Origin of the sequence: Streptomyces sp. NPDC051018 (genome assembly GCF_044456085.1) — a bacterium.
In the GTDB taxonomy this organism is placed as follows: Bacteria; Actinomycetota; Actinomycetes; order Streptomycetales; family Streptomycetaceae; genus Streptomyces.
This window is the reverse complement of the sequence record NZ_JBITFN010000015.1, coordinates 59,301-85,071: the sequence shown is the minus strand read 5'-3', so window position 1 is coordinate 85,071 and position 25,771 is coordinate 59,301. Positions and strand designations below refer to the sequence as shown.

The window sequence follows — 25,771 nt, the reverse complement described above, 5'->3', positions numbered from 1 at the left end:
GCTCTCGCGGCCGGGGGCAGTCACCGGGGCGGGAGCCCCCGGAACACACCTAGAGCACACACTCGGCTTCGGCGTACCGCTCGGACGGGACCGTCTTCAGCGTCTCCACGGCACGCCCCAGCGGGACCATCGTGATCTCCGTGCCGCGCAGCGCGGTCATCATCCCGAACTCGCCCCGGTGCGCCGCCTCCACCGCGTGCCAGCCGAAGCGGGTCGCCAGGACCCGGTCGTACGCCGTGGGGGTACCGCCGCGCTGCACATGCCCGAGGATCACCGGGCGGGCCTCCTTGCCGAGGCGCTCCTCCAGTTCGACGGAGAGCTGGCGGGCGACTCCCGCGAAGCGCTCATGGCCGTAGACGTCCTTGCCGCCCTCGTCCCAGCGCATCGAGCCCTCTCGGGGCTTCGCGCCCTCGGCGACGACGACGATCGCGAACCGCTTGCCCGCCTCGAACCGCTCGCCGACGCGCTTGGCCAGTTCGGCGATGTCGAAGGGCCGCTCGGGCACCACGACGGCGTGCGCCCCGGCCGCCATGCCGGAGTGCAGCGCGATCCAGCCGGTATGGCGGCCCATGACCTCGACGATCAGCACCCGCTGGTGCGACTCGGCGGTGGTCTTCAGCCGGTCGAGGGCCTCGGTCGCCACACCGACGGCGGTGTCGAAACCGAAGGTCACATCGGTCGACGAGATGTCGTTGTCGATGGTCTTCGGCACCCCGACGATCGGCAGACCGCCCTCGGAGAGCAGATGGGCGGCCTTGAGCGTGCCCTCGCCCCCGATGGGGATGATCGCGTCGAGTCCCAGGTCGGCCACATGCCCCTTGGCGCGCTCCACCCCGTCACGCAGATGCTCGGGCCGCACCCGGGAGGAGCCGAGGATTGTCCCGCCCCGGGCGAGGATGCCGCCCACGGCGTCGAGATCGAGCTTGCGGTAGTCGCACTCCAGGAGGCCCTTCCAGCCGTCGTGGAAGCCGATGACCTCGTCACCGTGGTCGGCGACGGCGCGGTGCACGACGGAGCGGATGACGGCGTTCAGACCGGGGCAGTCGCCGCCGGAGGTGAGCACACCAATGCGCATTGCCCGAATTACCTTTGCAACGTGGGCCGACTCCCGGACCACGTCGTCCGGTTGGATCCCCGCCACCCTACCGGCGCGGCGTGGCGGAAACCGAACCGGGCGTCCGCCTGCTGGGACACCCGTGGTCAGGACCGGCCGGGGTGCGGAACCCGGTGCCGGTGCGGGCGCCTCGGCCGCGACGGGCCCGCGCCGGCGCGGGCATCTCCGGGGTGGCGGCGCGGTTCAGGCGGGCTGGGTCGCCGCGGCGATGCGCTCGTTGCGCAGTGCCTCGTACCAGCGGTCGTCCGTCGGCGGCAGGGCGTTCACATCCAGGGCGAGCTTCAGCAGCAGATCCGCGATCTGGGGATTGCGCGCCATGACCGGGCCGTGCATATAGGTCCCGAAGACGGTGTCGTTGTACGCGCCCTCCGTACCGTCGCCCGTGCCGTTGCCCCGGCCGAACACTGTACGGGCGAAGGGCCGGGCCGTCGGGCCGAGGTGGGTGATGCCCTGGTGGTTCTCGAATCCCGTCAGCTGGGGCAGGCCCAGACGGGGATCGATGTCCGCCAGGACGTCGCCGACGCAGCGCTCGCCCTCGCCCCGGGTGGAGACCACGTCGATCAGGCCGAGGCCCGGCTCGCGCTCACCGAGATCGTTGATGAACTCATGGCCGAGGATCTGGTACCCGGCGCAGACGGAGAAGATGATCGCGCCGTTCTCGGCGGCCCGCGACAGTCCGCCGTCGCGGCGCAGCCGCTCCGACGCCAGCCGCTGCGGCCGGTCCTCGCCGCCGCCGATCAGATAGATGTCGCCGGAGGTGGGGATCTGCTGGTCGCTGCGTACGTCGATACGCAGCACATCGAGGCCGCGCTGGCGGGCCCGGCGCTCCACGACGAGGGCGTTGCCCTGGTCGCCGTAGGTGCTCAGCAGGTCGGGGTAGACCCAGACCAGACGCAGGCTGCTGTCGCTCATGCTGGTAAGTCCTTCGGTCCTTCGTCGGTGGTCCGGAGATCAGTTGCCGACGCGGCGGCGCACGTCCTGGAAGGCGGTGTAGTTGGCGATCAGCTCGATCCGGCCGGGAGGGGCCATGCCGACCGCCTCGTCGACGCTCGCGCAGACCCGGAAGTCCAGACCCGCGACCTCCAGGCGCACGGCCAGGTCGAGACGGCGGTCGCCGATCACCATGATCGGGTGGCCCGCGAGCCGGGTGTAGTCGACGTCCCAGAGCCAGGAGGTGTCCGTGCCGTCCGCGCCGCGCGCGTTGACCGACAGGATGACCGGCGTGGGCGGGGGGTCGATGAGCGAGAAGGTCTCCAGCCAGCCGGCCGGGTTCTTCGCGAGCAGCAGCCGCAGATCACGGCCCTGGAAGCTGACCACGTCATAGCGCCCGGCGACGGCCTGGACGGAGTACATCCGCTCCAGCGCCACCTGCGGGGGCACCCCGAAGCACGCGGCGACGGCGGCGGAGGTGGCGGCGTTCGCCTTGTTGGCGCGGCCGGGCAGCTGCAGCCGGATCGGCCAGGCGGAGCCGTGCGGGTCGAGCACATGGTCGCCGCGCAGCACCCAGCTGGGGGCGGGGCGGCGGAAGCCGCACTCGCCGCAGAACCAGTCGTCGCCGGGGCGCTGCATCACACCGCCGCAGGACGGGCAGGACCAGGCGTCGTCCTTCCACTCCTGGCCGGCGGCCACCCACACCACATGGGGGGAGGAGGAGGCGGACCAGACGATCAGCGGGTCGTCGGCGTTGGCGATCACGGTGGCCTTGGAGCCCGCGAGGCCCTCGCGCCACTTCTCCGCGAGCATCCGGGTCTCGGCCGCGCGGTCCAGCTGGTCGCGCGAGAGGTTGAGCAGCGCGATCGCCTTCGGGGTCACATCGCGCGCGACCCCGGCCAGGTACTTCTCGTCGACCTCGATCACACCGAACTTGGCGTCGGAGCCGCCCGCGAGCGCGGAGGTGATGCCGGCGGGCATGTTCGCGCCGAGCGCGTTGGAGACGACGGGGCCCGCGGCGCGCAGCGCCTCGGCGATCAGCCGGGTGGTGGTGGTCTTGCCGTTCGTTGCCGACACGAGGACGACGTCCAGGTGCTGCGCCAGCCGCCCCAGCAGATCGGGGTCGAGCTTGAGCGCGACCCGGCCGCCGATCACCGACCCGCTGCCGCGTCCGGCGGCGCGCGACACCGCCGCGGCTGCCTTGCCTGCCGTCACGGCGAGCTTGGCGCGAGGCGTCAGTGGCTCCGAGTTGCCTGACATCGTCCTTGATCCTCCTTGCATCGGTCGGGGCCAAGCCTATCCAGGTCCGGCCCGGACGCCCTACCTAGGCCGTGCCGCCAAAGTAGCGCCGTCCGCCCGGAGGCCGGGGTTCCCGGCGTCCGGCTCGCGCCGTCGCAAGGCGGAGGATCACTCTCGTACGGGGCGTACCCGGGTGATCCCGGCAAGGGGGCGCAGGGGCGCTCCGGGCATCGCTGACCAGGCGAAATGGTGACGACACGGCCCAGGTACCACCGGGGGAGCCCGCGCAATCGCATGAACGTACGCTTGCGCCCATGCGACAGCGGCCGATCCCCGGTAGTTCAGGACGCGTCAGGCCCATGGGCCTGCTCGGCGATCCGGTACTGCACGCCCCCTGCGAGCCCGTCACCGACTTCGGTCCCGCGCTCGCCGGGCTCGTCGAGGACCTGTTCGCGACGATGTACTCGGCACGGGGGGTGGGACTCTCGGCGAATCAGGTGGGCGTGCCGCTGCGGGTGTTCGTCTACGACTGCCCCGACGACGAGGACGTGCGCCACCTCGGACACATCGTCAATCCACGGCTGGTGTCGGTGGAGGGGGTGGTGGTGCGGGGGCCCGAGGGCTGTCTGTCCCTGCCGGGCCTGGAGGCGGGCACCGAGCGGTACGACATCGCTCTGGTCGAGGGGGTGTCGTCCGATGGTTCTCCGGTACGGGTGCTGGGCACCGGCTTCTTCGCACGCTGCCTCCAGCACGAGACGGATCATCTGGACGGTGTGGTCTACCCCGGACGGGTGAGCGGCTGGCGCCGCGCCAGAGTGCTGCGGCAGGCCCGGCGCTCCGGACTGCGCCCGCCGGCCGACGGCGGGGTCCCGGTTTCCGAACCCCCGGTCCAGCGGCGCGAATCCGACTGAGGGCCCGGCGCCGGCCGCTCGGTTCACGCGGTTCGCCTCCCGGCCCGCCGAACGAGCCGGACACCGTGGGCGGGTTGTCCGGCGGGGCCGGAGGCGCCACCCGATGTCGCGGCCGAGCCGGATGCGGGCGAGGCGGGCGGGATGTCCGGGGCCGGGCGTGCCGCGCCGCCGGAGCCCTCACGGCGGCTCGGGACGCGGGCGGCCGCAGGGGCGCGGGCCCGGACCGCGGGCGGCGCGGTCGGCACGGCGGAGTCCCGCTCCCCGGGCGGGCGCGGAATCCCCGCCCCGCTCCCGGCCGCCTCCCGCGCCTCCCGCCCGGCACCGGTCCGGGCACCGTCCCCGGGGGGAGACGCCGGGGATCAGAACCCCGGTCCGCCCGCGCGGTCGCCCACCGCGGCCAGCCGGCCCCACAGGAGATCCGCCAGGCTGCGGACCAACTCCGCACGCGTGCAAGGGCGTTCCCCGAGCCACCAGTCGCCCGCCGCGTGCATCATGCCGACGATCCCATGACCCCAGACCCGTGCCAGACGCTCCCCGTCGGGACCGAGGTCCACCCGGTCGTGGATGACCTTCGCCAGTTCCTCGCCGAGCCTGCGCAGCAGCGGCGCCGAGTGGCGCCCCACGTCGAACGCGGCCTCCGGGGACTGCGGGTCCTCGGAGGGATGCATCAGAAAGCGGTACACCTGAGGCCGTGTCTCGATGGCCGCCAGATAGGTGTCGAGGGTCGCCTCCACCCGCTCACGCCGGTCCGCGGGGGCGTCGAGAGCCAGCCGCAGGGAGTCGAGCAGCGCGTCGGTGTGGCGCTTGGCGAGCGCCCGGTACAGACCGCTCTTGTCACCGAAGTGGCGGTAGAGGATGGGCTTGGTGATGCCGGCCTCCGCCGCGATCGCGTTCATGGACGCGTGAGGCCCGTCCCGGAGTACGACCCGGTCCGCCGCTTCGAGCAGTTCACGGCGGCGCTGTTCGGCCGGCCGGCCCTGGTCGGAGGACTGCTGTGTGGACTCCATGGTGTTCTCCCCGCCCGAGCGATGTGCGTGACGCCTGCGCAAACTAACACTCCTTTGGTTGATGAAGGTGCTCTCACCCCGGATCGGTTGACATGCCCTACTGCTTGGTAACAGACTTTAGTTACCGCAGGTAACAAGCGGAAATGCGCTGTAGTGCTGGAGGGAACATGGCCGAGTTCGCCTTTGAACTCAACGACGACCAGAGGCAGGTTCGCGACTGGCTGAACGGCTTCGCCTCGGACGTGATGCGTCCGGCCGCCGCCGAGTGGGACGAGCGCGAGGAGACCCCCTGGCCGGTGATCCAGGAGGCGGCCAAGATCGGAATCTACTCCCTGGACTTCTACGCACAGCAGTACTTCGACCCGACCGGCCTCGGCATACCGCTCACCATGGAGGAGCTGTTCTGGGGCGACGCGGGCATCGGCCTGTCCATCGTCGGAACCGGACTCGCCGCGGTCGGCGTGCTCGCCAACGGCACCGAGGAGCAGATCGGCACCTGGATCCCCCAGATGTACGGCGACGCCGACGACGTCAAGGTCGCCGCCTTCTGCTCCTCCGAACCCGACGCCGGATCGGACGTCGCGGCGATGCGCACCCGCGCGGTGTACGACGAGGCCAAGGACGAGTGGGTGCTCAACGGCACCAAGTCCTGGGCCACCAACGGCGGAATCGCCGGTGTCCATGTGGTCGTCGCCGTCGTCGACCCCGGGGCCGGCACCAAGGGGCACGCCTCGTTCATCGTCCCGCCGGGCACCCCCGGACTGTCCCAGGGGCAGAAGTACCGGAAGCACGGCATCCGAGCCTCCCACACCGCCGAGGTGGTCCTGGAGGACGTCCGTGTCCCCGGGCACTGTCTGCTCGGCGGCAGGGAGAAGCTCGACGAGCGCCTCGCCCGCGCCCGCGAGAGCGCCGGGAGGGACGGAGGGCGCGTCAGAAACGCGGCGATGGCGACCTTCGAGGCGTCCCGCCCCGCGGTCGGCGCGATGGCGGTGGGCACCGCCCGCGCCGCGTACGAAGTCGCCCTCGACTACGCCGGGACCCGTACCCAGTTCGGAAGGCCCGTCATCGACAACCAGGGCATCGCGTTCCAGCTCGCCGATATGCGCACCCGGATCGACGCGGCCCGGCTGCTCGTATGGCGGGCCTCCTGGATGGCGGCCACGGGCAGAGCGTTCACCTCCGCCGAGGGATCGATGTCCAAGCTGTATGCGAGCGAAGTGGCCAAGGACGTCACGGCCCGCGCCGTCCAGATCCTGGGCGGCAACGGCTTCACCCGTGAGTACCCCGTCGAGCGGATGCACCGGGACTCCGCGATCTACACGATCTTCGAGGGCACCAGCGAGATCCAGCGGCTCGTCATCGCCAGAACGCTCTCGGGCGTACCGATCCGCTGACCGCCCGGCCGCCGGCGCCCGTTCCCGCCCGACGAGGCGCCGTGCCCCGGGGAACGGGCAGCCGTGCCCGCCGGGTCAGGACGCGAGCACCCCCTCGATCGCGGCGATGACCTCCGGGGACTCGGGCTCGGCACGCGGCCGGATGCGCAACACCACCAGGCCGTCCTTGTCGATCAGGAACTTCTCGAAGTTCCACTGCACGTCCCCGGCCGTGCCGTCGGCGTCCACGGCCTTCGTCAGCTCCGTGTACAGCGGATGGCGCCCGGGGCCGTTGACGTCCGACTTCTCCAGCATCGGGAAGGTGACACCGTAGGTCGCCGAGCAGAAGGCCGCGATCTCCTCGGCGCTGCCCGGCTCCTGGCCCCCGAACTGGTTGCACGGCACCCCGATGACCGTCAGGCCCTGGTCGGCGTACTTCGTCTGCAACCGCTCCAGACCCGTGTACTGCGGGGTCAGCCCGCACTGCGAGGCCACGTTCACCACCAGCAGGACCCGGCCCCGGTACTTGCCCAGAGAGGTGTACCCGCCCTTCAGGGTGCGCAGGGGGATGTCGTACAGCGTCGTCATCTCGGATCTCCTCGTCATCGGGTGGGATACGGCCGGCCGTCGTATCAGCCGCTCAGCGGGCGGAACAGGCCCTCCTGCACCACCGATACCAGCAGAGCGCCGTCACGGTTGTAGATACGCCCGCGGGCGAGCCCCCGGCCGCCCGTCGAGATCGGGGACTCCTGGTCGTACAAGAACCACTCGTCGGCGCGGAAGGGCCGGTGGAACCACATCGCGTGGTCCAGCGAGGCCATGTCGAAGCCCCGCTGCCCCCAGAGGGGTTCGATGGGGATCCGGACCGCGTCCAGGAGCGTCATATCGCTGGCGTAGGTCAGCGCACAGGTGTGCACCAGTGGATCGTCCCCCAGCGGGCCCACCGCGCGCATCCACACCGCGCTGCGCGGATCCGACTCCTTCTCCTTGATGTCCTCGGGCGTCCAGCGCAGCCGGTCCGTGTACCGGATGTCGAACGGCTGCCGCCGGGCCATCCTCTCCAGCGCCTCGGGCAGCGTCCCCAGATGCTCCCGCAGCTCCGTGGTGAGCGACGGCAGCGACTCCGGGTCGGGGAAGTCCAGCCGGGGCGGCAGCTGGTGCTCGATGCTGCCCTCCTCCGGCCGGTGGAAGGACGCGGTGAGACTGAAGATCGTCCGTCCCTGCTGGACGGCGGTGACCCGCCGGGTGGTGAACGATCTGCCGTCCCTGATCCGTTCGACCTGGTAGACGATCGGCACACCGGGCCGCCCGGGCCGCAGGAAGTACGCGTGCAGGGAGTGCACCGGCCGATCCCCGTCGGTCGTACGGCCCGCCGCGACCAGGGCCTGGCCCGCGACCTGGCCGCCGAAGACCCGCTGCAGGGACTCGTACGGGCTCAGGCCCCGGAAGATATTGACCTCGATCTGCTCCAGGTCGAGCAGATCCACCAGGCGCTCGGCCGGATTGGTCATGGCAGTTCTCCTCTGTGCGCCGGAATCGGCTCCCGCCGGTTCCTCCCGTGTTCCCGCCGGTTCTCCGCGTGCTCGTACGGGCCCTCCCCGTGCTCGCACCGGTCCGCCGATGCCGGCACCGGCCGCCGGCACCGCGCTCCGCCGTCCGGGAGGCCGCGCCCCCGCGTCACAACCGGCCCACCGATGTGACCCGGACGACCGCCCGGCCCTCCTCGTCGGAGGCCGCCAGATCGACCTCCGCGCTGATGCCCCAGTCGTGGTCGCCGTTCGGATCGGCGAAGATCTGCCGCACCCGCCACAGGCCGTGCGGCTCGTCCTCCTCGATCAGCAGCAGCCTCGGACCCCGGGCGTCGGGACCGGTGCCCAGCTCCTCGTACTCGTCCCAGTACGCGTCCATCGCCCCGCCCCACGCGTCCGCGTCCCAGCCGGACTCCGCGTCCAGCTCACCCAGTTCGCCGACCTTGTCGAGCGCGGCCAGCTCCACCCGCCGGAACATGGCGTTCCGTACGAGCACCCGGAAGGCGCGCGCGTTCGCCGTGACCGGCTTGACCTGGTCGGCCTTCTCCTGGGCCTCCTCGGCGGTCTCCACCTCCGGATTGGCCAGCTGCTCCCACTCGTCCAGCAGACTGGAGTCCACCTGGCGCACCATCTCACCGAGCCAGGCGATCAGATCCTGGAGGTCCTCCGACTTCAGATCGTCCGGAATCGTGTGCTCCAGCGCCTTGTACGCGCTCGCCAGATACCGCAGCACGATGCCCTCGGTCCGCGCCAGCTCGTAGTACGAGGTGAACTCGGTGAACGACAGGGCCCGTTCGTACATGTCCCGGATCACCGACTTCGGCGACACCGGATGGTCCCCGACCCACGGGTGGCTCTTGCGGTAGAGGTTGTACGCGTGCCACAGCAGCTCCTCCAGCGGCTTCGGGTACGTCACCTCCTGGAGCCGCTCCATCCGCTCCTCGTACTCGACCCCGTCCGCCTTCATCAGCGCGACCGCCTCCCCGCGCGCCTTGTTCTGCTGGGCGGCGAGGATCTGACGCGGATCGTCCAGCGTCGACTCCACCACCGAGACCATGTCCAGGGCGTACGAGGGCGATTCGGGATCCAGCAGCTCGAAGGAGGCGAGCGCGAACGTCGACAGCGGCTGATTGAGGGCGAAGTCCTGCTGGAGATCGACGGTCAGCCGGACGATACGGCCCTGCGCGTCCGGCTCCGGCAGCCGCTCCACCACACCGCCGTCCAGCAGCGAACGGTAGATCGCGATCGCGCGGCGGATGTGCCGCAGCTGGTTCCTGCGCGGCTCGTGGTTGTCCTCCAGCAGCCTGCGCATGGCCTCGAAGGCATCGCCCGGCCGGGCGATCACCGACAGCAGCATGGTGTGCGTCACCCGGAAACGGGAGGTCAGCGGCTCGGGATCGGACTCGATCAGCTTGTCGAACGTCGAGTCCGACCAGGCGACGAACCCCTCCGGCGCCTTCTTGCGCACGACCTTGCGGCGCTTCTTGGGGTCGTCGCCCGCCTTCGCCAGCGCCTTCTCGTTCTCGATGACGTGCTCGGGCGCCTGGGCCACGACCAGCCCCGCCGTGTCGAACCCCGCACGGCCCGCACGGCCCGCGATCTGGTGGAACTCACGCGCCCGCAGGGTGCGCACCCGGTTGCCGTCGTACTTGGTGAGCGCGGTGAACAGCACCGTACGGATCGGGACGTTGACCCCGACACCGAGCGTGTCCGTACCGCAGATGACCTTCAGCAGGCCCGCCTGGGCCAGCTTCTCGACCAGCCGGCGGTACTTGGGCAGCATTCCGGCGTGATGGACGCCGATACCGTGCCGGACGTAACGGGACAGATTCCGGCCGAACTTCGTGGTGAAGCGGAAGCTGCCGATCAGCTCGGCGATCCGCTCCTTCTCCTCGCGCGAGCACATATTGATGCTCATCAGCGACTGCGCCCGCTCCACGGCCGCGGCCTGGGTGAAGTGCACGATGTAGACGGGCGCCTGCCGGGTGTCCAGCAGCTCGGTCAGCGTCTCCGTGATCGGGGTGCGCCGGTACTCGTACGACAGCGGGACCGGGCGGGTCGCCGAGCGGACCACGGCGGTGGGGCGGCCCGTGCGGCGGGTCAGGTCCTTCTCGAAGCGCGAGACATCGCCGAGCGTCGCCGACATCAGCACGAACTGGGCCTGCGGCAGCTCCAGCAGCGGGATCTGCCAGGCCCAGCCCCGGTCCGGCTCGGCATAGAAGTGGAACTCGTCCATCACGACCTGGCCGATGTCCGCGTCCCTGCCGTCACGCAGCGCGATGGACGCCAGGACCTCGGCGGTGCAGCAGATCACGGGCGCGTCGGCGTTCACGGACGCGTCGCCCGTGAGCATGCCCACGTTCTCCGTACCGAAGAGCTTGCAGAGATCGAAGAACTTCTCCGACACCAGCGCCTTGATCGGCGCGGTGTAGAAGGTGACCTGGTCATGGGCCAGGGCCGTGAAGTGCGCGCCCGCCGCGACCAGGCTCTTACCGGAGCCGGTGGGCGTCGAGAGGATCACATTGGCCCCGGAGACCACCTCGATCAGCGCCTCCTCCTGAGCCGGGTAGAGCGAGATGCCCCGGTCCTCGGCCCATGAGGAGAAGGCCATGAAGAGGGCATCGGGGTCGGCATCCGGCGGCAGCTGATCGATAAGGGTCACGCCCCCCATCTTGCCCGTCCTCCCCCCGGATCAGGGAACCGGGCGGCGGCCGGAAGATCACGAACGCTACGCTGCCCTGTCAACTGGCTTCATCACATAAGCAGAAGCTGTACGACATGGGGCGGGGAAACGTACATGATGGGACCGGCGCACTCGCTGTCCGGGGCGGCGGCCTGGCTGGGGGTGGGCGCGGCCACCGCCGCGGCGGGCCACCCGATGCCCTGGCCGGTTCTTGTCGTCGGGGCGCTGATCTGCGCGGGTGCCGCGCTGGCGCCCGACCTGGACCACAAGGCGGCGACGATCTCCCGGGCCTTCGGGCCCCTCTCGCGAGGACTGTGCGAGATCGTCGACAAGCTCTCGTACGCGGTCTACAGGGCGACGAGGAAACCCGGCGACAAACGCAGGACCGGAGGGCACCGCACCCTCACCCACACCTGGCTCTGGGCGGTCATGATCGGCGGCGGGGCGTCGGCGATCGCGGTCACCGGAGGCCGCTGGGCGGTCCTCGCGCTTCTCTTCGTCCATCTGGTGCTCGCCGTGGAGGGACTGCTGTGGCGGGCCGCGCGGGTCTCCAGCGATGTGCTGGTCTGGCTGCTCGGCGCGACCAGCGCCTGGATCCTCGCGGGTGTCCTCGACAAGCCGGGCAACGGTGCGGACTGGCTGTTCACCGCACCCGGCCAGGAGTATCTGTGGCTGGGGCTGCCGATCGTGCTGGGTGCCCTGGTCCATGACATCGGCGACGCGCTCACCGTCTCGGGCTGCCCGATCCTGTGGCCGATCCCCCTCGGCAACAAGCGGTGGTACCCGATCGGCCCCCCGAAGGCGATGCGCTTCCGCGCCGGGAGCTGGGTCGAGCTGAAGGTCCTGATGCCGGTGTTCATGCTGCTGGGCGGGGTGGGCGGCGCGGCGGCGCTCAATGTGATCTGACGGCGCGCGGGCCGGGACGACGGGGGCCGTGCGCGGTCGTGCCGCCCGGGGCCCGGGCCGTGAGTCCGTACGGAGCGGGCCCGGCCCGAGGGTCGCGCGGCGGTCGTACGGGAGCCTTGGCCCGAGGGTCGCGCGGGTGCTGAACGGGAGGGTCGGCCCGGGGCGCGGCGGGCCCGCCATCAGCGCATGTCCGGCGCCCAGCCGCCGCGAAGGAGCAGACCCGCGGGCTCTTTGGTACGGCGCTCCGGCGCGGGCCCGGCCGGGCGGGCTCCTGATGACCGGGGCCGCGCACCGGGCGTCGCCGTCGGCAGGGCGACCTGTACCGGACCACTGGCGTCCGGGCAGGGGCGGCTCACCCGTGCCAGGAACGCCAGAGCGCCGCGTACGCCCCGTCCGCCGCGACCAGCTCGTCATGGCTGCCCATCTCGCTGATCCGGCCGTCCTCGACAACGGCGATCACATCCGCGTCGTGCGCGGTGTGCAGCCGGTGGGCGATCGCCACCACCGTACGGCCGTCCAGGACGCGCGAGAGGGAACGCTCCAGATGCCGGGCCGCCCGGGGATCGAGGAGCGAGGTCGCCTCGTCGAGCACCAGAGTGTGCGGGTCGGCCAGAACCAGCCGTGCCAGGGCGATCTGCTGGGCCTGGGCCGGTGTCAGCGCCAGTCCGCCGGAGCCGACCTCCGTGTCCAGCCCGTCGGACAGCGCCCGCGACCAGGCATCGGCGTCCACCGCGCCCAGCGCGGCCCACAGCTCCGCGTCCGCCGCGTCCGTGCGCGCCAGCAGGAGGTTGTCCCGCAGGGTCCCCACGAACACATGGTGCTCCTGGTTGACCAGGGCAACATGTTCTCGCACACCCTCGGCCGTCATCCGGGACAGCTCGGCGTCACCGAGGAGGACCCGGCCCGTCCGGGGGGCGTAGATACCGGCGAGCAGTCTGCCGAGCGTCGACTTCCCGGCACCGGACGGGCCGACGAGGGCGACCCTCGATCCCGGCGCGACCGCGAGGGACACCTCGTGGAGCACGTCCACGCCCTCGCGGTAGCCGAAGCGCACCTCGTCCGCGCGGACATCGCGTCCGCCGGGCCGGATGCCGCCGTCGCCCGCGTCCGGCTCGATCTCCCGGACGCCTACCAGCCGGGCCAGTGACACCTGGGCGACCTGGAGCTCGTCGTACCAGCGCAGAATGATGCCGATCGGTTCGACGAGCATCTGCGCCAGCAGCGCGCCCGTCGTCAGTTGGCCCACGTCGAGCCAGCCCTTCAGTACGAAGGCACCGCCGACCAGCAGCACCGACGCGAGCACGGTGATGTGAGTGATGTTGACGACCGGGAAGAGCACGGACCGCAGATACAGGGTGTAGCGCTCCCAGGCCGTCCACTCGGTGATCCGCCGGTCCGACAGCGCGACCCGGCGCCCGCCGAGGCGGTGGGCCTCCACGGTCCGGCCCGCGTCGACCGTCTCCGCGAGCACGGCCGCGACCGCCGCGTATCCGGCCGACTCGGAGCGGTACGCGGCGGGCGCCCGCCGGAAGTACCAGCGGCAGGTCACCAGCAGTAGCGGCGCCGCCACCAGCACCGCGAGCGCGAGGGGCGGCGCGGTCACCGCCAGCCCGGCGAGCAGCAGCCCCGCCCACACCACCCCGATCGCGAGCTGCGGCACGGCCTCCCGCATGGCGTTGGCCAGCCGGTCGATATCGGTGGTGATACGGGACAGCAGATCACCGGTCCCGGCCCGCTCCAGCACGCCCGGCGGCAGCCTGACCGACCGTACGAGGAAGTCCTCGCGCAGCTCGGCCAGCATCTCCTCGCCGAGCATCACACCCCGCAACTGCACCATCCGCACAAAGAAGGTCTGGACGAGCAGCGCCACCGCGAACACCGCGATCGTGCGCTCCAGATGGAGTTCGCGCGCGCCGGCCGTCACCCGCTCCACCACGGAACCCAGCAGATACGGGCCCACCATGGACGCGATCACCGCGATCGCGTTGACCGTGATCAGCACCGCGAAATCGCGGCGGTGGCGCCGCAGCAGCTCGCGCACATAGCCGCGCACGGTCGCGCTGCTCCCGACCGGCAGAGTCGTCGCGGACTCGGGGGCCGCCGGATCGTACTCCGGGGGTGTGACCCGGAACATGGTCGCTCCTTTTCTGCCCGTGCCCGTGGCGTCCGGGCGCCGCTGTCCGCTCGTCGTCTCCTGGTTCCGTTTCCCGTTGGTGGTCTCCGGGTTCCGGTCGGCTCCCGTCGTCTCCGGGTTCCGGTCCCCGGCGTTCACGGCCGGGGAGCCGTCCCCGCGAGTCCCTGCGGCGCTCACGCCGGCTCCTCGACGTCCACCAGCGCGGCTCCGCCTCCGTGCCCCCGCCCGGCCCCGGCGCTGCTCTCCCCGTCGCGCTCGCCGTCGGTCTCCCGGGTCACGACGGCCCGGTAGCGCGGTTCGCCGCGCAGCAGCTCACGGTGGGTGCCCACGGCCGCGACCTTGCCGTCCTCGACGAGAACCACCCGGTCCGCGAGATCCAGGAGCAGCGGAGAGGAGGCGAAGACGACCGTCGTCCGCTGATCGCGCAACCGCTTCACACCCGCCGCGATCCGTGCCTCGGTGTGGGAGTCCACGGCCGACGTGGGCTCGTCAAGGATGAGCACCTGCGGGTCCGTCACCAGGGAACGGGCCAGTGCGAGCCGCTGTCGCTGACCTCCGGAGAGCGACCGGCCGCGCTCGGTGATCGGCGTCTCCATCGGGTCACCGCCGTCATGGGGGGACGCCTGGGCGAGAGCGTCCAGCACATCGCCGCACTGCGCCGCCTCCAGCGCCTGCCCGGCCGACACCGCCCCGGACGACGGGATGTCGAGCAGCTCCCGCAGCGTGCCGGAGAGCAGTACCGGATCCTTGTCCTGGACGAGGACGGCGGCCCGTGCCTCGTCGAGGGGCAGCTCGTCCAGCGGGACCCCGCCGAGCAGCGCGGACGGCGGGCGCCCGGCACGGTCCGGCGCTCCCTCCGTACGGTCAGCTGCCTCCGGCTCCGGCGCCGCGGCCTTCGGGTCCGCCGGGTCCCCCGGGTTCGCCGCACCGTCCGAGGGGCGTTCGGCGACGGTGACCGGGTGCCCGCCGAGCCGGTCCGCGAGCACCCCGGCCGCGTCCGGGTCACCGCACACCACGGCCGTGAACCTGCCACCGGGGGCGAGCACCCCGCTCCGGGGGTCGTACAGATCACCGCTGGGACGGCCGTACGCGACACCGGTGGTCGTGGTCGTACGGCTCAGCGACAGCACCCGCGCGGCCCGCTTCGCGGAGGGCTTCGAGAAGGAGTACGCCATCGCGATCTCCTCGAAGTTCCGCAGCGGATGCTGCGCGAGGACTACCGCGCTGAACACGGTGACCAGCTCCCCGACCGTGATCCGGCCGTCCAGGGTGAGCTTTGCGCCGTACCCGACCACCGTCAGCAGCAGCAGCCCCGGCAGCAGCACCTGCAACGCGGAGATCAGGGACCACATCCGGGCGGTCCGTACGGCCGCGTGGCGCACCTCCTGGGATGCCTCGCGGTAGCGGCGGAGGAACAGCTCCTCGCCGCCGATGCCCCGCAGCACCCGCAGACCGGCGACGGTGTCCGAGGCCAGCTCGGTCGCATGGCCCGCCTTGTCGCGCTGGACGTCCGCGCGACGGGTGGCGTGCGGCAGCAGCGGCAGCACGGCCAGAGCCAGCACGGGGAAGCCGATGGCGACGACGACACCCAGCGCGGGCTGGTAGACCACCAGTCCGACGCAGATCGCCAGAATCGTGACGACGGCGGCCGTGAAGCGCGAGAAGGCCTCGACGAACCATCCGATCTTTTCCACATCTCCGGTGGAGACCGCGACCACCTCGCCCGCGGCGACCCGCCGGGTCAGTACCGACCCCAGCTCGGCGGTTCTCCGGGCCAGCAGCTGCTGGACCCGGGCCGCGGCGGTGATCCAGTTGGTGACGGCCGTGCGGTGGAGCATGGTGTCGCCGATGGCGATCAACGCGCCGAGCAGCAGGATCAGCCCGCCCGCGGACAGCAGCCGGGTTCCGTCACGGTCCACGACCGCCTGCACGGCGAAGCCCACGCCCAGGGAGAGCGAGGCGATGGACAGTTGGTTCAGCACGCCCCAGAGCATGGATCTGACCTGTCCGCCCAGCTGATTGCGGCCCAGCCAGATCAGAAACCGGGTACCGGACCGGACATCGGGGGTACCTGGATCTTTGTACGGAAGGTCTTGGATCTGCATGGTGTCCCAGCACGGGTCGGGGATGGAGCAAACCGTGCAAGGTTCGCCTTTCGTGCCCCGGTTCCGCAATGGGTTTTCCCGCCATGGGCACAGGATCAGGCCAGGTCGGGAGGGCGGGAGCCCGGGGGCGGCGCGGGCTGGGGCGGAGTGCCGCGGGTGGCTCGTTCCAGCTCCAGCAGGGCCGATCGGTAGCTGCGGCCGGTCGCCAGGTCCATACCGATCTCGCACATGCGGTTGGCGCTGAGATGCGTATCGAAGTGGCGAGCGGTCACCTCAGCGGCCTCCCGGGCCGTCGCCGAGTCCGTCAGCTCCTTGTGCAGCATCCCCCGGTCGCCTGCGAAGGCGCAGCACCCCGCGTCGTCGGGCACCACCACTTCCTCCGCACAGGCCTCCGCGATGGTGCGCAGTTGCTCCTCGTCGCCCAGATGCCGCATGGAACAGGTGGGGTGGACGACCGCGGAGCCCGCCCGGCGCAGGACCGTGAGCCGGGGGAGCAGATGATCGGCTGCCCAGACCAGGGAGTCGAGCACGGTCAGCTCCCCGTGCAGCTCGCGGTTGTCGTCGCTGAGATACGGCACCACCTCGCGGGCGAGCCCCAGCGTGCACGACGAGGCGTCCACCACGAGCGGCAGGGTGCCGCCCGCGGTCCAGCCCCATGCGGCCTCCACGATGCGGTTGGCCATCAGCCGGGTGCCCTCCTCGTACCCCTTGGAGTGCCAGATGGTGGCGCAGCAGGTGCCCCGGACATCACCCGGAATCCAGACGGGCATCCCGGCGCGGGCGGACAGGGCCACCGTCGCCTGGGGCAGCGAGGGGCCGCTCCGGTCGTCCGGTCCGCCGAAGATGCGGTTCACACAGGCCGGGTAGTACACGGCGGACGCGCCGACGCGCCGCGTACGGGGCAGTCCAAGGGCCGCCGCCCCCGGAATCCCCGGCAGCCACTCCGGTACGAGATCGGGCCGGACGGCCCTGCGCGCCAGCCGGGTCGCCGCTGCGGGCAGCCGTCCGGCCGGGCCACCGCCCAGCCGCTCGCCCAGCCGCCCGGCCCGGTCCGCCGCCCCGACGGCGAGACGCGCCGCCGCCTCGACCGCGCGGAAGTTCTGCGCGGTCAGGGCCGCGATGCGCTCCTCGCGCGGTGAGTGGCGGCGGTGCCGCATCTCTTTCATCAGCGCGCCCGTGTCGATGCCGACGGGACAGTCGAGCTTGCACGTCGAGTCACCGGCGCAGGTGTCGACCGCGTCGTAGCCGTACGCCCCGAGGAGCGCGTCCTCCACCGGCGCGCCCTCGGCCTGGCGCATCATCTCGCGCCGCAGCACGATCCGCTGACGGGGTGTGGTGGTCAGATCCCCGCTCGGACAGGTGGGCTCGCAGAAGCCGCACTCGATACAGGGGTCGGCGATCGCCTCGACGCGCGGGATGGTCTTGAGCCCGCGCAGATGGGCCTTCGGGTCGCGGTCCAGCACGATCCGGGGCGCCAGCACTCCATCCGGATCGATCGCCCGTTTCGTACGCCACATCAGCTCGGTCGCGACCGGGCCCCACTCCAGCTCCAGGAAGGGCGCGATATTGCGCCCGGTCGCGTGCTCGGCCTTGAGGGAGCCGTCGAAGCGCTCCACCGTCAGCCGGCAGAACTCGTCCATGAAGGCCGCGTAGCGGTCGACGTCGCTCTGGCGGGCGGCGTCGAACGCCAGCAGGAAGTGGAGATTGCCGTGGGCCGCGTGGCCCGCGACGGCGGCGTCGAAACCATGGCGGGTCTGGAGGTCGAGCAGGGCGCCGCACGCCTCGGCGAGACGCGGGGGCGGGACGGCGAAGTCCTCCGTGATCAGCGTGGTCCCGGGCGGACGGGCGCCGCCGACCGCGGTGACGAAGGCCTTGCGCGCCTTCCAGTACCCGGCGATCGTCTTCGTGTCACGGGTGAAGGCGTTGGTCACCGAGGGGACGGGCGCGATCAGGTCGAGCCGTTCCAGAATTCCGGCCGCGGCCCGCTCGTACGCCTCCCGCCCCGCCGGGTCCGGCGCCCGGAACTCCACCAGCAGGGCCGCGGCCTCCTTCGGCAGCCGGGCCCAGTCGGCGGGGACACCCGCCACGCTCACCGAGGCGCGCAGCGTATTGCCGTCCATCAGCTCGACGGCGAGCGCGCCCGCCTCGTTGAAGAGGGGGACGGCGGCAGCGGCTGCGGGCAGCGAGGGAAAGAACAGCAGCGCCGAGGAGACCAGCCGGTCCAGCGGCAGGGTGTCGAGCACGACCTCGGAGATGAAGCCGAGGGTGCCCTGGGAGCCGACGATCAGCCCGCGCAGGATCCCCACGGGCGTACGGGCGTCGAGGAAGGCGTCGAGCCGGTATCCGTTGGTGTTCTTGAGCTCGTACTTGGCGCGGATACGGGCGGTCAGCTCCCGGTCCGCCCCGATGTCCTCCTTGATGGCCAGCAGCTCCGCGCACAGGCGTGGCTCGGCGCGGGCGAGGCGCTCGTCGGCGTCCGGCTCGGCGGTGTCGACGACGGTGCCGGACGGGAGGACGAACGTCAGCGAGGACAGGGTCCGGTAGGAGTTGCGGGTGGTCCCGGCGGTCATCCCCGAGGCGTTGTTGGCGACAACTCCGCCGACGGTGCAGGCGAGGGCGCTCGCCGGGTCGGGGCCGAGGATCCGGCCGTGGCGGGCGAGCGCCGCGTTGGCGCGGAAGACGGTGGTGCCCGGACGGATCCGGGCCCGGGCGCCGCCGTCCAGTACCTCCACCCCGGTCCAGTGGCGGCGGACGTCCACCAGGATGTCCTCGCCCTGCGCCTGGCCGTTGAGCGAGGTGCCGGCCGCGCGGAAGACGACCTCGCGTCCCCTGCCGTGCGCGTACGAGAGGATCGCGGAGACGTCGTCGATGTCCTCGGGCACGACCACGACCCGGGGGACAAAGCGGTAGGGGCTCGCGTCGGAGGCGTACCGCACGAGGTCGGAGACTTTCCAGAGCACCTTGTCCGCGCCGAGGAGCGCGGTCAGCTCCCGGCGCAGGGGCTCCTCGGTGCCCTCCGCCCGGGCGTCGGGAACCCGGTCGGGCGCGGGCGCTCTCGGCTCGCGCGGCCGGAGCGCTTCGGGGTCGGGCTCCAGCAGCGGCAGACGCGGTACGAGATCCGGCATGGGCTCGGTCCCCTCGACGGCTTCAGCAGGGCTGCCCCGGTCCGTCGACCAGGGCGGAGAGCAGCCCGCCGAAAGCCTCGCGCTGCTCGGCGGTCAGTGGGGACAGGATGTCCTCGGCGGCGGCCCGGCGCGCGTCACGCAACGCCCGCAGAGTGGCGCGGCCGGTCTCGGTGAGCTCGATACGGGTCACCCGGCGATTGCTGGGATCGGGGGCACGGCGGACCCGGTCGCCGGCCTCCAGTCCGTCCACCAGACTGGTCACAGCTCTCGGGACCACCTCCAGCCTGGCGGCGAGATCGGCCATGCGGGGGGCTTCCTCGTAGTGCGCGAGGGCGCGCAGCAGACGGGACTGCGCGGGCGTGATCGCGACACCGGCCGAGGCCAGCTGGCGCTGCTGGCTGCGGTGGAGGCGGCGGGTGAGCCGCAGCAGCTGCTCGGCGAGCAGGCCATCGGGATCGGGTGTGGTCATGCGGGAACAATATCAGGACCCTGTTCATTGTGTACATAGGTAATAGTGAGCTACGATCTCAAAAGTCGCCCTGCGGCAACGGGCTCGTGCGAACGGGCCTGTGCGAAGGGGTCTGTGTGAACGGGCGCCCTCGCCGCTGCCCGCCACGCGGACGGCCGGCCGGAGACCGGCGGCAGAAGGCCGGAGAGGGCATTGTCGGAGAGTCCGGAGAGAACGGAGAGAACGGAGAAAGACCCGGGAACACCGCCCGGGCAGGGACCCGGGGCGACCCGGGACGAGGACCCGAGAAAGGAGCCCGGGGGAGACCACCGGAGGACGGCCCCGGCGCGGGAGTCCGGCATACGGCCCGCGCGCCCGGCCACGAACAGACGAAGGAGCCCATGCACCCCTCATCACCCATGTGGACGCCACCGGCCAAGGGGCCGGAGCAGCCGCCGGCCCAGGTCCGGCGGATCCTCCGGCTCTTCCGTCCCTACCGCGGCCGTCTCGCCCTCGTCGGGCTGCTCGTCGGCGCCGCGTCGCTCGTCTCCGTCGCCTCCCCGTTCCTGCTGAAGGCGATCCTCGACACCGCGATCCCGCAGGGCCGCACCGGGCTGCTCAGCCTGCTCGCGCTCGGCATGATCCTCGCGGCCGTGCTGAACAGCGTGTTCGGCGTGCTCCAGACGCTGATATCCACCACCGTCGGCCAGCGCGTGATGCACGATCTGCGCACCGCCGTCTACGCGCAGCTCCAGCGCATGCCGCTCGCCTTCTTCACCCGGACCCGCACGGGCGAGGTGCAGTCGCGCATCGCCAACGACATCGGCGGGATGCAGGCGACGGTGACCTCCACCGCCACCTCCCTCGTCTCCAACCTCACCGCCGTGGTCGCCACCGTCGTCGCCATGGTCGCCCTCGACTGGCGGCTCACCGTCGTCTCGCTGCTTCTGCTGCCGGTGTTCGTCTGGATCAGCCGCAGGGTCGGGCGCGAGCGCAAGCGGATCACGGCCCAGCGCCAGCGCCAGATGGCGGCCATGGCCGCGACCGTCACCGAATCGCTGTCGGTCAGCGGCATCCTGCTCGGCCGCACGATGGGCCGGGCCGACTCGCTGACCGACTCCTTCGCCAGGGAGTCCGAGCGGCTCGTCGACCTCGAAGTGCGCTCCAGCATGGCCGGACGGTGGCGGATGTCCGTCATCGGCATCGTGATGGCCGCCATGCCCGCCGTCATCTACTGGGCCGCGGGCCTCGCGATCCAGAGCGGCGGACCGGCGATCTCCCTCGGCACCCTGGTGGCCTTCGTCTCCCTCCAGCAAGGACTGTTCCGCCCCACCGTGAGCCTGCTCTCCACCGGCGTGGAGATGCAGACCTCCCTCGCCCTCTTCCAGCGGATCTTCGAGTATCTCGACATGCCCGTCGAGATCACCGAGCCGGAGCGGCCCGTCGCACTGGAGAGGATCCGGGGCGAGGTCCGTTTCGATGACGTCGACTTCTTCTACGACGGCAAGCAGACCACCCCCACCCTCGAAGGCGTCGCGGTGACCGTCCCGGCCGGCGGCAGCCTCGCCGTCGTCGGGCCCACCGGCTCCGGCAAGTCCACCCTCGGCTATCTGGTGCCCCGGCTCTACGACGTCACCGGCGGCCGGGTCACCCTCGACGGAGTCGATGTGCGCGATCTGGACTTCGACACCCTGGCCCGTGCCGTGGGAGTCGTCTCCCAGGAGACCTATCTCTTCCACGCCTCGGTCGCCGAGAATCTGCGCTTCGCCAAGCCGGACGCCACCGACGAGGAGATAGAGGCCGCCGCGCGTGCCGCCCAGATACACGACCACATCGCCTCGCTTCCCGACGGCTACGACACTCTCGTCGGGGAGCGCGGCTACCGCTTCTCCGGCGGGGAGAAACAGCGGCTCGCCATCGCGCGCACCATCCTGCGCGATCCGCCCGTGCTCATCCTCGACGAGGCGACCAGCGCGCTCGACATCCGTACCGAGCAGGCCGTACAGCAGGCCATCGACGCACTCTCGGCGGGCCGTACCACGATCACCATCGCCCACCGGCTCTCCACCGTGAGGGACGCCGACGAGATCGTGGTGCTCGAATCGGGTCTGATATCCGAGCGCGGCACCCATGAGGAGCTGCTGGAACTCGACGGCCGCTACGCCGAACTGGTGCGCAGGGACACCGAGGTACCCATACCCGTCGCGCCCTGAGCGAGCGGTCCAGGTCCCGCCGCCCCGTGCCTCCGCGGCACGACCGGGCGCGAGGCGGGGCCGGCTCCGCCTCGCGGCCAGGGGTCTGACCGGTGCGGAACGGGCGGGGCCCACCGGAGTGGCGGATACCGGGATCGGAGGCTGCCTCGGGTTAGCGTGCCTGCATGATCAACGAGCCCTCACCGCGGCCGGGCGGCCGCAGAATGCGGCTGACCCGTCGTGGCCGGATGGTCCTGATCTCCGCCGTCGTCCTGGCCGTGGCGGCCGTCGTCGTCGTGCCGGCACTGTTCGGAAACGACGAGAAGGACGAGGAGACGAAGGCCGCCTCGCTGCTCATCCCCGAGGGCTGGCGGGCCACCCAGGTCTACGAGGCCATCGACAAGGCTCTCGGCAGAGCGCCCGGCACCACCCAGAAGGCCGTCGCCGGGGCCCGGCTGAAGCTTCCCGAAGCCGCCAGGGGCAATCCCGAGGGCTATCTCTTCCCGGCCACCTATCCCGTGGAGTCCACGACCACCCCGGCCGGCCTTCTCAGCTTCATGGTCAACACCGCCAACAAGCGCTTCGGCTCCGAGCGGGTCACCAGCGGGGCGCAGCGCAGCGGGGTGACGGTATATCAGACGATCAATATCGCCAGCATCGTGCAGGCGGAGGCCGACACCCCCGAGGACATGGGCAAGGTCGCCCGGGTCATCCACAACCGGCTCGCCAAGGACATGCCGCTCCAGATGGACTCGACCCTCAACTACGCCCTCCGTCGCAGCACTCTGGACACCACCGCCGAGGACACCCGAATCGACAGCCCTTACAACAGCTATCAGCGCCGGGGGCTCCCACCCACCCCCATCGACAACCCCGGGGAGCAGGCCCTGCACGCGGCGATCAGCCCCCCGCCGGGGGACTGGCTCTACTTCGTCACGGTGGCACCCGGCGACACCCGTTTCTCGGTGAAGTACGAGGACCACCAGCGCCATGTGGAGGACTTCAACGCCCGGCGCAGAAGCGACCGTTAGAGCACGGGCCGACCGTACGGCACCGTGGGCCACCGGCTCCCGGCGCGGGTCTTCCGGCCCGGGCCAGCGCCGGCCCTCCCGGGTGTCTCACACCGGCGCCGGTTCACGCTCCAGGAGCCGCCGGAGCTCACGGACGGCGGCCCGCCCCGCCCGGTTGGCTCCGATGGTCGAGGCGGACGGCCCGTATCCGACCAGATGGATCCGGTCGTCCCGTACGGCACGCGTGCCGTCCATCCGGATTCCACCGCCCGGCTCACGGAGCCGCAGCGGCGCGAGATGGTCGATCGCCGCCCGGAAGCCGGTCGCCCACAGGATCACATCGGCGTCGACCCTCCGGCCGTCGTCCCAGGCCACACCGGTCGGAGTGATCCGGTCGAACACCGGCAGCCGGTCCAGTACCCCCCGCTCACGGGCGCGCCTGATCTCGTCGGTGAGGGGCAGCCCGGTCACCGAGACCACACTCTCCGGCGGCAGCCCACGGCGTACACGCTCCTCCACCTTGGCCACCACGGCCCGGCCGACGTTCTCGTCGAACGGACCCTCGAACCAGACCGGGGGCCGCCGGGTCACCCATGTCGTCTCCGCCGCCACCTCCGCGATCTCCATCAGCTGCTGGGTCCCCGAGGCGCCGCCGCCAACGACGATCACCCGCTGCCCGGTGAACGCCCCGGGCCCCGGATAGTCCGCGGCGTGCAACTGGCGTCCCCGGAAGGTCTCCTGACCGGTGTAGCGCGGCCAGAACGGGCGGTCCCAGGTCCCGGTCGCGTTGATCAGCCCCCGCGCCGACCAGATGCCCTCCGACGACTCGACGAGCAGCCGGCCGCCGTCGCCCTCCCGTACCGCCGTCACATCGACCGGCCGGTGCACACGCAGGCCGAAGCGTTCCTCGTACGCGGAGAAGTACCCGCCGATGACCTCCGAGGAGGGCCGGGAGCCGTCCGCACCGGTCAGCTCCATGCCCGGCAGCGCGTGCATCCCGTGCACCTTGCCGTAGGTGAGGGAGGGCCAGCGGAACTGCCAGGCGCCGCCGGGGCGGGGGGAGCGGTCGAGAACCACGAAGTCGCGGTCCGGCACCAGCCCGGTGCGCCGCAGATGATAGGCGCCGGACAGTCCCGCCTGCCCGGCGCCGATGACGACCACGTCCACGTCCCGCGCCTCAACGTTGTTCACACTTCTACCAACTCGGCGGGGGCCGGGGTTCTTCCCGCCCGGCGCTGTCACGGGCCGGAGTGGGCGCGACACCATCCGGCCCCCGGGCGGCGACCGGTGCCGACCCGTCCCGGTGACCGGCCGGGCCCGGGAGGGCCCGACGGATCCAGCCGCCCGCGCCCGCGACCCACTCCCGGTCGCCGCCGTGCCCGCCACTGGCGTGAAGCATCCGGTGAGTCGGCACGAACGCCCCGCCGGCCGTCACCATACGGCCAGGAACGGCGGACGCGAGGAGGATGGACCCATGCCCTTCACCACCAGGTTGCTCCACATCACGACCGGCTCCGACGAGGCGGTGAACGATCTGACCGACGCCTGTGAGCAGTTCCTCCAGGAGTCCGCGGACGGCCGCGACGGACTGCTCAATGTCTTCGTCCCGCATGCCACGGCGGGGGTCGCCGTCATCGAGACGGGCTCCGGCAGCGACGACGACCTCCTCGCGGCCCTCCGCACCCTGCTTCCCCCCGACGACCGCTGGCGCCACCGTCACGGCAGCCCCGGCCACGGCCGCGACCACGTACTCCCCGCCTTCCTCCCACCGCACGCGACGCTGCCCGTGATCGGCGGCCGGCTGGCACTGGGGACCTGGCAGTCGGTGTGCCTCGTGGACACGAATGTCGACAATGCGAAGCGCCAGGTACGGCTGAGCTTCTGCGGATACTGAGCCGCTTCGGTGGCATCGTGGAGCGGAACTCCGGCCGTGCCGACTGACCTGGTGCACATGGTGCCCGTTTGGTCCGTGGGGCCCGGCTTCACGGTGAGCTCACGGTCCGGCCTCGTTACGGTCATGTCCCCCGCGGGTGCGGCGAGACGGGCCGCTCGCCTCCCGCTCAGCGATACGGGACAGCACGGCACGCCAACGGCCGCGAAGGGGCGTCGCGTACCGAGGCGGGGAGAGTGGCGTATGAGCCGGCGGGAATCCGCCCCGGTGAGGGCCAGGAGCCGTGGTCGGGCACACGCACGATCCGGTGGGCCCGAATGGCCGTGCAGAAAACCCGAGATCGACGAATCCAGGAGATTCGTCGGATCGGGACAGGGATCACAACGGAGGCTGTCGCACGATGGAGCGATATGCCAAGATCGACAGAGAAGGCGACGATCGCCGCCTTTTCTGTGAGGAGTAGGCGCAATGAATGATCCGGTGAACAGGGATCTCTGGCTGGGCAGCGCGGCAGGAATTGGGCTGACGCCCCTGGGGGAGTCCGCCCCCGAAGGGGTCCCTACGGTGGATCAGGCACTTCTGAGCGTCACGAACATGGAGGTGAGGCCCACCAGAACCGTCCCTGTCGACTCGCCCGACGCATGGGGAGAGGTTGATCGCCAATGGCTTTCCCTGGCAAGGGACAACGCGCTTTTCACCGAAGACGGCAGGTTTCTGATCGTCCTTCCCGGTCCAGGGGCAGTCGAGTCCGGATGGGTTCCCGTCCAATGGGTTGACGGTGTTGAGATCTCATCTCGTTTGAGTCACCGAAAGGAGAATGTTGATTTCCTGGCAATGTCGCTGGATGGAAAGGTGCTGTGCGCTGTTACGGAAGAGGACAGTGACTACTGGATCATTCTTCATGAATTCTCCTGCCCGGGATGCCCGTCGTTGCCGCGGTGAACGTCTCCGGCACGGAGCCCGCGCAGCCTCCTGGCGTTGACTCCCCGGATGTCCGCCGCCGCGGCCCGCGCAGGGGCGCCGCAGTGACTCACGTCCAGGACATGCACCGGACCGTTATGAGCGGCTTCGCCGGACGGGTGGACGACGGCAGCCGCGGTGCCCTTTCCCGGATGAGCACATGAAGACGTGGTTCCCGCGCCGACTGCAACCCGTCGGCGAGCCCGCCGTTGCT

The 25,771-nt window shown here is 71.3% G+C and carries 19 protein-coding genes; 7 read left to right on the top strand and 12 right to left on the bottom strand.

What is annotated here, in order from left to right; all coding sequences use genetic code 11:
- Positions 1–49: 49 nt before the first annotated feature.
- The 3 genes from ACIBCM_RS24385 to ACIBCM_RS24375 form a co-directional block, all read right to left on the bottom strand.
- Complete coding sequence (locus tag ACIBCM_RS24385) at positions 50–1,075, bottom strand: 6-phosphofructokinase (RefSeq protein WP_399246544.1); 1,026 nt, start codon at positions 1,073–1,075, stop codon at positions 50–52.
- Between the two features lie 222 nt (positions 1,076–1,297).
- Entirely contained in the window at positions 1,298–2,026 is a 729-nt protein-coding gene (locus ACIBCM_RS24380) for a type 1 glutamine amidotransferase (RefSeq protein WP_399246542.1), read from the bottom strand.
- 39 nt (positions 2,027–2,065) lie between these two features.
- A complete protein-coding gene (locus tag ACIBCM_RS24375) occupies positions 2,066–3,304 on the bottom strand; it encodes a MurT ligase domain-containing protein (RefSeq protein ID WP_399246540.1) in 1,239 nt (412 codons plus the stop codon).
- Positions 3,305–3,597: 293 nt separating this feature from the next.
- Between ACIBCM_RS24375 and def the strand changes: the two genes are divergently transcribed.
- Positions 3,598–4,194 (top strand): peptide deformylase, encoded by a 597-nt coding sequence (gene def, locus ACIBCM_RS24370; protein ID WP_399246538.1) that lies wholly within the window; start codon positions 3,598–3,600, stop codon positions 4,192–4,194.
- 359 nt (positions 4,195–4,553) lie between these two features.
- Here def and ACIBCM_RS24365 read toward each other — a convergent pair whose 3' ends face one another.
- A complete protein-coding gene (locus ACIBCM_RS24365) occupies positions 4,554–5,201 on the bottom strand; it encodes a TetR family transcriptional regulator (protein ID WP_399246536.1) in 648 nt (215 codons plus the stop codon).
- 167 nt (positions 5,202–5,368) lie between these two features.
- On the opposite strand from ACIBCM_RS24365, the gene ACIBCM_RS24360 reads away from it, so the two are divergent.
- Positions 5,369–6,595 (top strand): acyl-CoA dehydrogenase family protein, encoded by a 1,227-nt coding sequence (locus ACIBCM_RS24360; RefSeq protein ID WP_399246534.1) that lies wholly within the window; start codon positions 5,369–5,371, stop codon positions 6,593–6,595.
- A 75-nt stretch (positions 6,596–6,670) separates the two neighbouring features.
- Here the strand turns inward: ACIBCM_RS24360 and ACIBCM_RS24355 are convergent, their stop codons facing one another.
- The 3 genes from ACIBCM_RS24355 to ACIBCM_RS24345 all read right to left on the bottom strand — a co-directional run bounded on the left by ACIBCM_RS24355 (position 6,671) and on the right by ACIBCM_RS24345 (position 10,765).
- The gene (locus ACIBCM_RS24355) at positions 6,671–7,162 is read right to left on the bottom strand and encodes a glutathione peroxidase (protein ID WP_399246532.1); all 492 of its coding nucleotides are present in this window, start codon (positions 7,160–7,162) and stop codon (positions 6,671–6,673) included.
- A gap of 44 nt (positions 7,163–7,206) precedes the next feature.
- Positions 7,207–8,085 (bottom strand): acyl-CoA thioesterase, encoded by an 879-nt coding sequence (locus ACIBCM_RS24350; RefSeq protein WP_399246530.1) that lies wholly within the window; start codon positions 8,083–8,085, stop codon positions 7,207–7,209.
- Positions 8,086–8,251: 166 nt separating this feature from the next.
- Positions 8,252–10,765, bottom strand: a complete 2,514-nt coding sequence (locus ACIBCM_RS24345) for a DEAD/DEAH box helicase (protein WP_399246528.1) — start codon at positions 10,763–10,765, stop codon at positions 8,252–8,254.
- Between the two features lie 135 nt (positions 10,766–10,900).
- On the opposite strand from ACIBCM_RS24345, the gene ACIBCM_RS24340 reads away from it, so the two are divergent.
- Positions 10,901–11,692 (top strand): metal-dependent hydrolase, encoded by a 792-nt coding sequence (locus tag ACIBCM_RS24340; protein ID WP_399246526.1) that lies wholly within the window; start codon positions 10,901–10,903, stop codon positions 11,690–11,692.
- Between the two features lie 352 nt (positions 11,693–12,044).
- On the opposite strand, the gene ACIBCM_RS24335 is transcribed toward ACIBCM_RS24340, so the two are convergent.
- The 4 genes from ACIBCM_RS24335 to ACIBCM_RS24320 all read right to left on the bottom strand — a co-directional run bounded on the left by ACIBCM_RS24335 (position 12,045) and on the right by ACIBCM_RS24320 (position 19,525).
- Entirely contained in the window at positions 12,045–13,826 is a 1,782-nt protein-coding gene (locus ACIBCM_RS24335; RefSeq protein WP_399246744.1) for an ABC transporter ATP-binding protein, read from the bottom strand.
- A gap of 173 nt (positions 13,827–13,999) precedes the next feature.
- On the bottom strand, positions 14,000–15,931 hold the full coding sequence (locus ACIBCM_RS24330; protein WP_399246524.1) for an ABC transporter transmembrane domain-containing protein: 1,932 nt from the start codon (positions 15,929–15,931) through the stop codon (positions 14,000–14,002).
- A gap of 95 nt (positions 15,932–16,026) precedes the next feature.
- On the bottom strand, positions 16,027–19,035 hold the full coding sequence (locus tag ACIBCM_RS24325; RefSeq protein ID WP_399246742.1) for an FAD-binding and (Fe-S)-binding domain-containing protein: 3,009 nt from the start codon (positions 19,033–19,035) through the stop codon (positions 16,027–16,029).
- Positions 19,036–19,078: 43 nt separating this feature from the next.
- Complete coding sequence (locus tag ACIBCM_RS24320) at positions 19,079–19,525, bottom strand: MarR family winged helix-turn-helix transcriptional regulator (protein ID WP_399246522.1); 447 nt, start codon at positions 19,523–19,525, stop codon at positions 19,079–19,081.
- Between the two features lie 380 nt (positions 19,526–19,905).
- On the opposite strand from ACIBCM_RS24320, the gene ACIBCM_RS24315 reads away from it, so the two are divergent.
- Both ACIBCM_RS24315 and mltG read left to right on the top strand, forming a co-directional pair.
- The gene (locus ACIBCM_RS24315; RefSeq protein ID WP_399246520.1) at positions 19,906–21,717 is read left to right on the top strand and encodes an ABC transporter ATP-binding protein; all 1,812 of its coding nucleotides are present in this window, start codon (positions 19,906–19,908) and stop codon (positions 21,715–21,717) included.
- 164 nt (positions 21,718–21,881) lie between these two features.
- Positions 21,882–22,727 (top strand): endolytic transglycosylase MltG, encoded by an 846-nt coding sequence (gene mltG, locus ACIBCM_RS24310; RefSeq protein ID WP_399246518.1) that lies wholly within the window; start codon positions 21,882–21,884, stop codon positions 22,725–22,727.
- Between the two features lie 87 nt (positions 22,728–22,814).
- Here the strand turns inward: mltG and ACIBCM_RS24305 are convergent, their stop codons facing one another.
- Positions 22,815–23,897 (bottom strand): NAD(P)-binding domain-containing protein, encoded by a 1,083-nt coding sequence (locus ACIBCM_RS24305; protein ID WP_399246516.1) that lies wholly within the window; start codon positions 23,895–23,897, stop codon positions 22,815–22,817.
- Positions 23,898–24,180: 283 nt separating this feature from the next.
- On the opposite strand from ACIBCM_RS24305, the gene ACIBCM_RS24300 reads away from it, so the two are divergent.
- The gene (locus ACIBCM_RS24300) at positions 24,181–24,600 is read left to right on the top strand and encodes a YjbQ family protein (RefSeq protein WP_399246514.1); all 420 of its coding nucleotides are present in this window, start codon (positions 24,181–24,183) and stop codon (positions 24,598–24,600) included.
- A gap of 465 nt (positions 24,601–25,065) precedes the next feature.
- Positions 25,066–25,539 carry a hypothetical protein gene (locus ACIBCM_RS24295; protein WP_399246512.1) on the top strand — a complete coding sequence of 158 codons (474 nt, stop codon included), beginning with the start codon at positions 25,066–25,068 and terminating at the stop codon, positions 25,537–25,539.
- Positions 25,540–25,771: the final 232 nt, after the last annotated feature.